Below are 10,207 nucleotides of genomic sequence, written 5' to 3' on the forward strand. Positions count from 1 at the left end.
CCGAAATCTTCGTCTGGATCCATCTCCCTGGTCCCTTGGAGCCGCCTGGTTCTTCATATTGACGACGGCCCTGCGCCCCTCACTTCTTCCAGGACCGCAGGGTAAGGGCATTGGTCACGACACTCACGCTGCTGAGCGCCATTGCGGCGCCCGCCACCATGGGGTTGAGCAAGCCAAAAGCCGCCAACGGGATACCCACCACGTTGTAGGCAAAGGCCCAAAACAAGTTCTGGCGGATCTTGGCGTAGGTGCGCCGCGAGATGTCAATGGCATCCGCGATCAACGCCGGATCCCCACGCATGAGCGTGATGCCAGCCGCATGCATGGCCACATCCGTGCCTGTGGACATGGCGATTCCCACGTTGGCCGCCGCCAGCGCGGGGGCGTCGTTGATTCCATCCCCGACCATCGCAACTTGCCGACCACCGGATTTGAGTTGCGCGACGATTTCGGCTTTGCCTTCAGGCAGCACATCAGCACGGACCTGGTCTATGCCCAACGCTTTGGCCACCGCGGCCGCGCTGCCTTGGTTGTCCCCGGTCACCAGGACGGTCTCGATGCCCAGGCCGTGCAGCTGCGCTATCGCCTGGCGTGCGCTGGCTTTGACGGTATCGCCAAACGCCAGCAGACCCACCAATGTCGGCGTGTCGGTCACGTCGGCAAGCCAGGACACGGTTCGGCCTTCCTGCTGCATCTGCGCGGCAGTCGCCGCCAGACTTTCAGTGCTGACCAGGAGCTCGTTCATGTACCGGGTACTGCCCAAGCGTATCTCGCGCCCCTTGACGATGGCCGACATCCCCCGGCCTGCCACTGCAGTGACGTCGGTGGCTCGCGGCACGGTGATCAACTGGCTGCGAGCAGCGTCCATCACGGCTCTGGCCAAGGGATGCTCGCTTCCGTTCTGCAGGGCCGCGGCAAACGGCAATAGATGCTCCTGGGCGCCCTCAGCAGGGACTGCTGCTGCCATGGTGGGTCTGCCTTCAGTGAGAGTGCCGGTCTTGTCGAAGGCTACCGTGTCGATGCGGTGTGCAATCTCGAGGGCTTCGGCATCCTTGATCAGGATGCCATGGCGCGCTGCCACGCCGGTCCCCGCCATGATGGCGGTCGGAGTCGCCAGGCCCAGCGCGCAGGGGCAGGCAATGACCAGCACCGCCACAGCATTGAGGATGGCCTGTTCCCAGTTCCCCGTCGCAAGGCCCCATCCCACCAGGGTGAGTGCGGCAAGGCCGAGGACTACGGGGACGAACACGGCGCTGACCTTGTCCACCATGCGCTGGATCGGAGCCTTCTTGGCCTGCGCAGATTCCACCATGCGCACGATGCGCGATAGCGTGGACTCGGCGCCGACGGCGCTCGTGCGAACCAGCAACAAGCCTTCCGCATTCACGGCCCCTCCGGTCACTTGGTCGCCGACGTTCTTGGCAACGGGAAGGCTTTCGCCGGTGATCAGCGATTCGTCGACCTGGCTTGCGCCCTCGATGACGGCGCCATCCACCGGCACTCTCTCTCCGGGGCGAACGACCACGTCGTCCCCCACTTTCACCTGCGACAGGGGTAGATCGACGTCACCAGCAGCGGTACGCACGCGCGCCACTTCCGGGCGCAGGGCATTGAGTGCCTGGATGGCCGCTGTGGTCTGCCTCTTGGCCCGCGCTTCCAACCACTTCTCCAGAAGCACGAGGGTGATGATCACAGCCGATGCCTCAAAGTACAGATGGGGTGTGCCATGCTCTGCGTGCTTGAAGAGCAGGTAGAGGCTCAACCCATACCCTGCCGAGGTGCCCAGAGCCACCAGCAGGTCCATATTGCCCGCGCCGGCGCGCAGCGCCCTCCATCCCGCCCGGTAAAACCGTGCCCCCAGCCAAAACTGCACCGGCGTGGCCAAAGCCAGTTGAATCCAGCCGCTCAGAGCCCAGTCCTGCCGGAACAGCATACCCAGCATGGGCAGCACGAGCGGTACGCAAAGGACGGCAGCCAATGCAACCGGCCACCAAGGCTCGCCACCGGACTTTGGGGGGGCGGGTGCATCTGAAGTCACGACCTGGGCCTCGTAGCCGGCCTTCTGGATGGCTCTCACGAGGCCATCGGATGCCACCCCCGCTTGCAGGCGCACCCGCGCCCGCTCGGTGGCCAGGCTGACGTCGGCATCCGTCACCCCGGGCACGGCCTTCAAGGCCGTCTCGACACGACCGACACAGGAGGCGCAGGTCATCCCGCCAACAGAAAGCTCCACCAGTTCCTCGGCCACTGAGTACCCGGCCTTTTGTACGGCCGCCGCCAAGGCGGGGGCGGCAACGGATGCCTCGGCCACCACGGTCGCACGCTCCGTGGCAATGTTCACGGTCACGTCCCGCACGCCTGGCACCGCTTTGAGCGCCTTCTCGACCCGCCCGACGCAGGAGGCGCAGGTCATGCCCGTGATCGGAAGGTCCAAGAGTGATGTCGGTAGTGACGAGGGCAGCATTGCGCCATTGGCAACGGAATTCATGGCAGTCTCCAAATGAGGTTCAAACCCGGCTGTGGCCGGCACAGCTGAACTGTCAGGCTTGACACGGTGGCAAACGCAAGCGTGGCGTTGTGCGAGGTAGTAGCTAGCGTCACCAGGGCTTGACCTTTCCACCGTGACAAGCTGGAGACTGCGTGCTTCACAACTTTTTTTCCACGAGGTGAAACATGCATGAATTCCAACTCCCCAACATGACCTGCGGGCATTGCGCCGGGATGGTCAGCCAGACACTGAAGATGGTCGATCCCGAATGCAAGATCCAGGTGGACATGCCCAAGCGCACGGTTACTGTGCAGAGCGCGGAAGACCGCCAGACATTGACGGAGGTGCTGTCCGAGGCGGGATACCCACCCGCCTGATCTCGTTTGAGGTACTCAGCAGGAACCTCTTGGGGGTTCTTGACATTGACACGGTGGCAAGGTGGACAGTCCTGCTACCGTGTTTTCTTCATTCGCAGGAACAGCCATGACCGCACTCATGAACATCGGCGATGCCGCCAAAGCCGCAGGGGTCTCAGCCAAGATGATTCGCCATTATGAGCAGACCGGCTTGCTCCCGGAGGCGGTACGCAGCGATTCTGGGTACCGCCTGTACGGGGAGCGGGAGATCTCCGTGTTGCGTTTCATCCGCCAGTCGCGCCGACTCGGATTCTCCATGCCCCAGATCGCCGAGCTGATCGGCCAGTGGGGTGATGCTGCCCGCAGCAGCCGGCAGGTCAAGGCCATTGCAGAGCGCCATCTGCAGGATCTGCAACAGAAGCTGCAGGAGATCGTCGAGATGAAGTCAGCGCTTGAGCAGCTCGTGGCTGTCTGTGCTGGTGACGACCACGCCGATTGCGCAATCCTGGACAATCTGGCGGTCGACAGCCCGTCCAGGCCCAGCCACAGCGCAAACTTCGTCAAGCCGCGGCGTCGCAGCCAAAATGACAGCCGCAGCCCAGCGCCTGGTTCGGTTGCAACCAGCCAGCTGGATCTCATGGCCTGGATGCGCGGCGTTCACGTCCATCACGGCAATCATTGACCGCGCGGCGGTTGTCCAAGACGACCCTTGTGGGTTGGCAGCCTGTGGGACTTTCTATCCCGGCAAAGCCGCTCAGGGGTCGGGAGAAACAGCGGCCTTCGATGGGCGAGATGCCGTGTTGGAGACGGCGTTGCCAGCAAGTGCTTCGCGCCCTTTGTCCGTGATGGCAAGCACCGTTGCCGTGTCCTCCTCTTGTGAATCCGCGTAGGTAAATTCGGCTCGCAGGAGACCGTTTTGCTGAAGCTCCTCAACCAGGATTGCCTGTGGTCCGCTCACGAGAAATGGCAAAGGGCAGCCCTGTATCAAGTGCAGCATGGCCGAAGCCGTAGCTACCTCGGCTAGCGCGGGCGAAACAGTGGCCTTGGCCAACTGCGCGCGAACCCATCGAGAGCCGCCAAGGGCCGACAGCTTGCAAAGCTCCTGAAAGGAAAGCAATACGCCGAAGGTCAATGGAATGTCCGCATCATGGCCGACCGACCACGGAACCAAGTCAAGCGGCGGTCCTGAGGCATCGCGCTTCTTCCAGCGCACGACTTGGGCAGTCTCCATGTCGACAATGTGCGCCCAATCGGCCTTGACGGAGTTTCCAGCCCAGATGCACTGCTCCAAAGTTCCGCGCAGCACCATGTCCCACCACCCACCGCTGGTGTCTTCGGCCAAGTTGGCAAATAGCGCGTAAGTCACGTCTACCTCACCGTACACCGTCATGGCCAGAGCAGGCCTGTGCTCGCATCAGACTTGCGCGCTATACGCGGCTTGCCACCGGCGTATAGCGCGGACAGGCATAGCCCGTCCGCCGCGCTTCATGCCGGTTTTACTTCGGGGTGGTCCCTTGGCTCGTTTCCTTGTGTGGCTTGGCTTCGCGCTCGTTGGCCTTGTCCTGGCCGCGGGCTTCGGACTTGCTGGTCGTGGCCACGCCTGAGCCTTCCCCGCGGGCCGTGCTGCCGTCGTTGGTACGCTTGGGTGGCGTTGCTGGGCGGGCCTTCTTGTGATCCTCGCCGTGCGCCTGGGCCTTGGAGTTGGTGTAGGGGGTGGCCTCCTGGGTATCGCCAGCTGCAAATGCGGACGATGCGGCCGTAAGGGCCAGAGCGATGAGAAAAGACTTCATGATTTTTCTTTCGCGGCATGGCCGCATGGGTGAGGAAAGGCCCCCTGTACGAGGGCGCCGTCTGCTTTTCGCCTGGCTTACTTGGCGGCCTGGATGTCCGTCACGACCATTTTTCCGCCTTCGCTGACCACCATGAAGCGGATCTTGTCGCCTACCTGCACCTTGTCGAGCAGGGCCTTGTCCTTGGCGTTGAAGACCATGGTCATGCCGGGCATTTCCAGGTGCTTGATGTCGCCATGCTTGATGGTGATCTTGCTGGCGTCCTTGTCGATCTTGCGCACCTCACCATCGGTCATCGAGGCGGCTGCGGAGGACTTGGCGGCGTCGGGGGCGGCCTGGGCCATGGCCGCGACCGGCAGCAGTGCGGCCAGCGACAGCATGGCGGCGGCGATAGCAGTGTTGATTTGCTTCATGAGAGTTCCTTGTTCAGTGGGTTGACGCGCAACCCCGTGGTTACTTCTTTGCGACCTTGACCTGGCCCTTCATGCCTGCGTCGTAGTGGCCTGGGTACAGGCATGCGAAGTTGATGTCGCCCGCCTTGGTGAATTGCCAGATGATTTCGCCCTGCTTGCCGGGAGCCAGGGAAATCTTGCTCGGCTCGTCGTGTTCCATCTCGGGGAACTTCTTCATGGTCTCGTAGTGCTCCTTGAGCTCGGCCTCGGTACCCAGGCTGAACTCGTGCTTGACCTGGCCGGAGTTCTTGATCACGAAGCGGATGGTCTCGCCCTGCTTGGCGGCGATGTTCGCTGGCGTGAAGCGCATGGTGTCCGCCATCTCGACGTTGATCGTGCGGGTCACCTTGCCGGCTTGACCGGGCTGACCAATGGCGGATTCAGCACTGCCGTGGCCTTTGGCGCCACCGGCGTCATGACCGCCACCGTGGTTACCGCCGGCGAAGCTGTTGAAGGAAATGGCCACCAGGGCGGAGGCTGCGATCAGGGAAAGGTTGCGTTTCATAGGTACCTCGTAGAGTGGTTCAGGGGGGATGGGTTTTCAGTGCCCGCTATGGGCCGATGGCTTCTTGACCTTGACGACGGTGTCCGAGGTGGCCTTTTCCTTGCGCGGCATGGACTGACCGCCCTCGGCCTTGAAGCGCGCTGGCTCGGCCACCGGGCCGGTGTACTCATAGGCGACGGTGCCTTCAGGGTGCTTGTACCAACCGGGGTTTTTGTAGTCGCCCGGCTTTTGGTCGCGGCGCACCTTGACGACGCTGAACATGCCGCCCATCTCGACCGACCCAAACGGGCCTTCGCCGGTCATCATCGGAATCGTGTTGTCAGGGATGGGCATCTCCATCTCCGTCATGTCCGCCATGCCGCGCTCACCCATCACCATGTAGTCGGGAATGAGGTTGTTGATCTTCTTGGCCACCCCCCGGTGGTCCACGCCGATCATGGTAGGACTGTCGTGCCCCATCGCGTTCATGGTGTGGTGGCTCTTGTGGCAATGGAATGCCCAGTCGCCTTCTTCGTCAGCCAGGACGTCGATCTGCCGCATCTGGCCCACGGCCACATCGGTGGTGACCTCGTACAGCCGCGTGCTCTTGGGCGTTGGACCACCATCGGTGCCGGTCACGAGGAACTCGTGGCCGTGCAGATGGATGGGGTGGTTGGTCATGGTCAGATTGCCGATGCGGATCCGCACCTTGTCGTTGAGCCGGACATTCAACGAGTCAATGCCCGGGAAGATGCGGCTGTTCCATGTCCACAGATTGAAGTTCGTCATCTCTGCGACCTTGGGTGTCGCGGCCCCGGGCTCGATGTCATAGGCGCTGAGCAGGAAGCAGAAGTCGCGCTGCACCTCATCGATCAGCGGATGCTTGGCCTTGGGGTGGGTGATCCAGAAGCCCATCATGCCCATGGCCATCTGCGTCATTTCGTCGGCATGCGGGTGGTACATGAAGGTGCCAGGGCGGCGCGCCACGAACTCGTAGACGAAGGTCTTGCCTGGGTTGATGGCAGGTTGGTTCAGTCCTGCTACGCCATCCATGCCATTGGGCAGGCGTTGACCGTGCCAGTGGATGCTGGTGTGCTCAGGTAGCTTGTTGGTCACGAAGATGCGCACGCGATCGCCTTCGACCACTTCAATGGTGGGGCCTGGGCTCTGTCCGTTGTAACCCCACAGGTGGGCCTTGAAGCCGGGGGCCATTTCTCGCACCACGGGCTCGGCGACCAGATGGAACTCCTTGACACCCTGGTTCATGCGCCAGGGCAACGTCCAGCCGTTCAGCGTGACCACGGGGTTGTAGGGACGCCCCGAGTTGGGCACCAGCGGTGCCATGGTCTCAGGACTCGTCTGAAAAACAGGCTCTGGCAAAGCTGCCATCGCAACTCGGCTCACACTGGCCGCAGCCACAGCCCCTCCGGCAATGCCTGCGAAGCGGAAAAAATCTCTTCTCGAACTCATGTTGGTTTCCTTTGGGATCAGTGGCCTGCTGCAGACTCGGCGGCGGCAGCACCCCCGCCGCCAGCGACACCGGCACTCATGGGCTTGCCGATCAGGGAGGCCTGGAGGGCCGCCTCTGCTTGCCAGAACTGCTGTTCGGCATTGAGCGCTGCCATCACCGAGTTCACCTGGTCGCGGGAGTCAGCCAGCAGCTCGAACACGCTGATCAGCATCCCGTTGTAGCGAAGCTGGTTTTCTTCGGAGATGGTCTTCCTCAGCGGGATCACCTCATCGCGGTGGTGGCGCGCGACGTCATAGGCCGTGCGGTAGGCGGAGTAGCTTTCGCGAAGGTTGGAGCCGGCCGCTCGGGCGGTGGCCTCCAGGCGATTGGCCGCCGCCAGCGTCTGCGCACTCATTGCGCTGCGCTGCATGCCGCCCCAGTCGAAGATGGGCAGGCTCAGGCTGATCTCAAAGCCGCGGCGGGTTTGCTTTGTGTTCTCGGTCGCATCAAACACGGAGTCGCGTCGCACCCCCAGTTCGATGTCCGTGAAGGTCATGAGCGTGTTCCAGCCCTGCGAGCGCGCAGCTGCGTCATAGTCCGACTTGGCGATCTGCAGGTCCAGGCGGCCCTTGGAGGCCAGGCGGCCCGCCTCCTGAGCAGACACAGGCTCCTTGGGCAGTGCGGGCAGGCGCTCGGGCAGCTTGAGCATGCCAGCCTGGCTGTCGTCCAGGCCAAGCAGCCGGACCAGCTCCTCGCGGGCGGCCGTAGTCTGGTGCTGTGCGTTGGCCACCTGGGTGGCAGTGTCCGCATAGAACGCCTGCTGGCGGGCACGATCGAGCTTGTTGAAGTTCCCGACCGACTGCATGCGCTTTGCCAGCTCGGCACTGGCCTGGGCGCTGGCCAAGACCTGCTGGGTATAGGTCAGCGTCTGCTGGGCCGCTACAGCGCGTACCCAGGCCTGACGCACTTGTGTGACCTGATCCACGACATCGCTGCTCAGGCGCAGCTGTGTTTGCTTGATGCGCAGTTCAGCTGTCCCTTTGCGCATGGGCAGGGTGAGCAGGTCCAGCAGGCCAAAGGACAGAAGGCGGCCGATCTCGGTTTCACTGCCCAGGCGTACCCGCTCCAGGGTGAGGATGGGATTGGCAATCCGCCCCGACTGGGCGGCGCTCGAGGCATCGGCCCAGCTTTGGGCCACTATGGCCTGCATGGACGGACTGTTGACCAGCGCGAGTTGTACGGCTTCCTTCTGCCCAAGCGGCTTGCTCAAGAGATCAGAGGCACGCTGGCGCAAGGCGTCCTGCTCGGACTTGTCTCGGGCCAGGGTGAGTTGGCCATCCGTGAAGCCGGCCGTGGCGGCATTGGTGCCAGACAGGTTCTGCTCCAGGTTCACGCTGGCGCAGCCGGACAATACCGCGACGGCGGCCAGAGCCACCAGGAGCTTGGCACGGGGCATGCGAACTGGGCGGCTCATTGCTTGCCTCCACCGTGGGTGCCATGGCCTTGGGCGGGCTGCTCTTGGCCTGCATCGGGCGCCGTCTGGCGCATTTCCTTGGCGTAGGCGCGCCAGCCACCGATTTGCCCCACCTTGTCGTTGGCCTCCTTCCAAGGCTGGACGGATTGCTCCTTGTACGCCTCATAGCCCGTGAATGCCGAGCGGTAGGAGATCTGGTAGTCCACCTTTGTGGCGCCGGCCTCTGGCGTCTGCGCGAATGCCAAGGAGGGAACCGCGAGCGCGGCGGCCAGCCATCGGCTTGAGGTGGGTCGTGAAAGCCAAGGATTTTTCATAGGTTCACCATGCGTTTCGTGATGGATGCATTGTGTGAACCCCTTGCTGCCGCCGACATAACTTGTCCATTACATCTTTGTAATGTTCATGAAAGCCTGCGATCCCCGGGCACACTTGCGCCAACTGGTCAAGGGAGTCGCCCGTGAAGATATTGGTCGTAGAGGATGAAATCAAAACCGGGGAGTACCTGCGCCTGGGCCTGCGAGAGGCAGGCTTCAACGCAGATCTGGTTCACAACGGGGTGGATGGGCTGCACATGGCCCAAGAAGGTGACTACGACCTGGTCATCTTGGATGTCATGCTCCCGGGAATGGATGGATGGCAGGTCCTCAAGAGCCTTCGCCGCTACGGGCTGGAGATGCCGGTGCTGTTCCTGACGGCCAAAGACCACGTGGATGATCGGATCAAAGGTCTCGAACTGGGCGCCGACGACTACCTGGTCAAGCCGTTTTCCTTTGCCGAACTGCTTGCGCGGGTGCGCACCATCTTGCGGCGCGGTCGCAGCGGGACAGAGGTGACCGTGCTGCAGGTGGCGGATTTGGAGCTCGATTTGCTGCGCCGGCGCGTGAGCCGCGCTGGCAAGCGTATCGACCTCACGGCCAAAGAGTTCGGCTTGCTGGAACTGCTGATGCGGCGCCATGGCGAGGTGTTGCCGCGATCGCTCATCGCCTCGCAGGTGTGGGACATGAACTTCGATAGCGATTCCAACGTGATCGAGGTGGCGATGCGCAGGCTGCGAGCCAAGATCGATGACGCTTACGACATTAAGCTCATTCAGACGGTTCGGGGCATGGGCTATGTGCTCGAGGAGCCTGAGGAGAGCCTGTGAGCGCCCCATACTCGCTGACGACACGACTGACGGTTTTTTTTACCCTGGCCTCCGCGTTCGTGCTCATAGGCCTGGGAACCCTGGTCGCAATCTCCATTGATCGGAATTTCGTGGAGTTGGACCGTGATGCCCTGCGCGACAAGATCCACCTCATGCGGGAGGTGATCGGGAAGTCCAAATCCCCCCAGGATCTGCAGACCCGCATGGACGATGTGCTCCATAGCCACGAGGGACTTTTTGTCAGCGTGACGCGGGGCAGCGAAGCGCTTTACTCCACCCCAGGCTTTGAGTTTCCCGGCGGCATGCCGGAGATGGTCCGCGGGGCGCGCTTGGGGGTGGCCGCCTGGCACGCCGGAACCCGCGAAGTCCGAGGGATGTACGAGGTGTTGTCCGCTCCTGGGGGAGGCGATTTGCCGCTGCAGGTGAGTGTTGCGCTGGACATTGCCCACCACAAGCATTGCATTCCCGACTTGATCCGGGTGATCGCGGGGGATGTGGCCCTGGCCACCCTGGTGGCAGGCGTGCGGGGTTGGTGGGCAGCGAGGACCGGGCTGGCTCCCGGGCGGGCC

General features: G+C 62.8%; 11 protein-coding genes and 1 pseudogene. 4 read left to right on the forward strand and 8 right to left on the reverse strand.

Annotated elements, in window-relative coordinates:
* Positions 1-79: 79 nt before the first annotated feature.
* On the reverse strand, positions 80-2,464 hold the full coding sequence (locus ACK59X_RS17465; protein WP_409959204.1) for a heavy metal translocating P-type ATPase: 2,385 nt from the start codon (positions 2,462-2,464) through the stop codon (positions 80-82).
* A gap of 209 nt (positions 2,465-2,673) precedes the next feature.
* Here ACK59X_RS17465 and ACK59X_RS17470 point away from each other — a divergent pair, with 209 nt between their 5' ends.
* On the forward strand, positions 2,674-2,865 hold the full coding sequence (locus ACK59X_RS17470) for a heavy-metal-associated domain-containing protein (RefSeq protein WP_184856165.1): 192 nt from the start codon (positions 2,674-2,676) through the stop codon (positions 2,863-2,865).
* Between the two features lie 106 nt (positions 2,866-2,971).
* Complete coding sequence (gene cueR / locus ACK59X_RS17475) at positions 2,972-3,526, forward strand: Cu(I)-responsive transcriptional regulator (protein WP_311773808.1); 555 nt, start codon at positions 2,972-2,974, stop codon at positions 3,524-3,526.
* A 72-nt stretch (positions 3,527-3,598) separates the two neighbouring features.
* Here cueR and ACK59X_RS17480 read toward each other — a convergent pair whose 3' ends face one another.
* The 7 genes from ACK59X_RS17480 to ACK59X_RS17510 form a co-directional block, all read right to left on the reverse strand.
* On the reverse strand, positions 3,599-4,234 hold the full coding sequence (locus tag ACK59X_RS17480) for a hypothetical protein (RefSeq protein ID WP_184856164.1): 636 nt from the start codon (positions 4,232-4,234) through the stop codon (positions 3,599-3,601).
* Positions 4,235-4,340: 106 nt separating this feature from the next.
* Positions 4,341-4,634, reverse strand: coding sequence for a hypothetical protein (locus ACK59X_RS17485; RefSeq protein ID WP_184856163.1), 294 nt, complete (start codon positions 4,632-4,634; stop codon positions 4,341-4,343).
* Between the two features lie 77 nt (positions 4,635-4,711).
* A complete protein-coding gene (locus ACK59X_RS17490) occupies positions 4,712-5,047 on the reverse strand; it encodes a copper-binding protein (protein WP_184856162.1) in 336 nt (111 codons plus the stop codon).
* Positions 5,048-5,087: 40 nt separating this feature from the next.
* A complete protein-coding gene (locus ACK59X_RS17495; RefSeq protein WP_409959196.1) occupies positions 5,088-5,591 on the reverse strand; it encodes a plastocyanin/azurin family copper-binding protein in 504 nt (167 codons plus the stop codon).
* A gap of 36 nt (positions 5,592-5,627) precedes the next feature.
* Complete coding sequence (locus ACK59X_RS17500) at positions 5,628-7,040, reverse strand: multicopper oxidase family protein (protein ID WP_409959198.1); 1,413 nt, start codon at positions 7,038-7,040, stop codon at positions 5,628-5,630.
* A gap of 17 nt (positions 7,041-7,057) precedes the next feature.
* Positions 7,058-8,494, reverse strand: coding sequence for a TolC family protein (locus tag ACK59X_RS17505; RefSeq protein ID WP_184856159.1), 1,437 nt, complete (start codon positions 8,492-8,494; stop codon positions 7,058-7,060).
* A complete protein-coding gene (locus tag ACK59X_RS17510) occupies positions 8,491-8,739 on the reverse strand; it encodes a hypothetical protein (RefSeq protein ID WP_409959200.1) in 249 nt (82 codons plus the stop codon). Before ACK59X_RS17510 ends, ACK59X_RS17505 begins: the two co-directional genes overlap by 4 nt.
* A gap of 212 nt (positions 8,740-8,951) precedes the next feature.
* Here ACK59X_RS17510 and ACK59X_RS17515 point away from each other — a divergent pair, with 212 nt between their 5' ends.
* Both ACK59X_RS17515 and ACK59X_RS17520 read left to right on the forward strand, forming a co-directional pair.
* On the forward strand, positions 8,952-9,638 hold the full coding sequence (locus tag ACK59X_RS17515; RefSeq protein WP_184856157.1) for a heavy metal response regulator transcription factor: 687 nt from the start codon (positions 8,952-8,954) through the stop codon (positions 9,636-9,638).
* Positions 9,635-10,207: pseudogene (locus tag ACK59X_RS17520) on the forward strand (two-component sensor histidine kinase); the annotation flags it as partial. The gene ACK59X_RS17515 and the pseudogene ACK59X_RS17520, both read left to right, overlap by 4 nt.

Source organism: Acidovorax sp. (assembly GCF_046339755.1).
GTDB lineage: Bacteria > Pseudomonadota > Gammaproteobacteria > Burkholderiales > Burkholderiaceae_C > Acidovorax.

Excerpts from the sequence above, each read along its gene's own strand:
- ACK59X_RS17485 (WP_184856163.1), bottom strand. The coding sequence starts at position 4,634 with ATGAAGTCTTTTCTCATCGCTCTGGCCCTTACGGCCGCATCGTCCGCA.
- ACK59X_RS17480 (WP_184856164.1), bottom strand. The coding sequence starts at position 4,234 with ATGACGGTGTACGGTGAGGTAGACGTGACTTACGCGCTATTTGCCAAC.
- ACK59X_RS17490 (WP_184856162.1), bottom strand. The coding sequence starts at position 5,047 with ATGAAGCAAATCAACACTGCTATCGCCGCCGCCATGCTGTCGCTGGCC.
- ACK59X_RS17500 (WP_409959198.1), bottom strand. The coding sequence starts at position 7,040 with ATGAGTTCGAGAAGAGATTTTTTCCGCTTCGCAGGCATTGCCGGAGGG.
- ACK59X_RS17495 (WP_409959196.1), bottom strand. The coding sequence starts at position 5,591 with ATGAAACGCAACCTTTCCCTGATCGCAGCCTCCGCCCTGGTGGCCATT.
- ACK59X_RS17465 (WP_409959204.1), bottom strand. The coding sequence starts at position 2,464 with ATGCTGCCCTCGTCACTACCGACATCACTCTTGGACCTTCCGATCACG.
- ACK59X_RS17505 (WP_184856159.1), bottom strand. The coding sequence starts at position 8,494 with ATGAGCCGCCCAGTTCGCATGCCCCGTGCCAAGCTCCTGGTGGCTCTG.
- ACK59X_RS17470 (WP_184856165.1), top strand. The coding sequence starts at position 2,674 with ATGCATGAATTCCAACTCCCCAACATGACCTGCGGGCATTGCGCCGGG.
- cueR (WP_311773808.1), top strand. The coding sequence starts at position 2,972 with ATGACCGCACTCATGAACATCGGCGATGCCGCCAAAGCCGCAGGGGTC.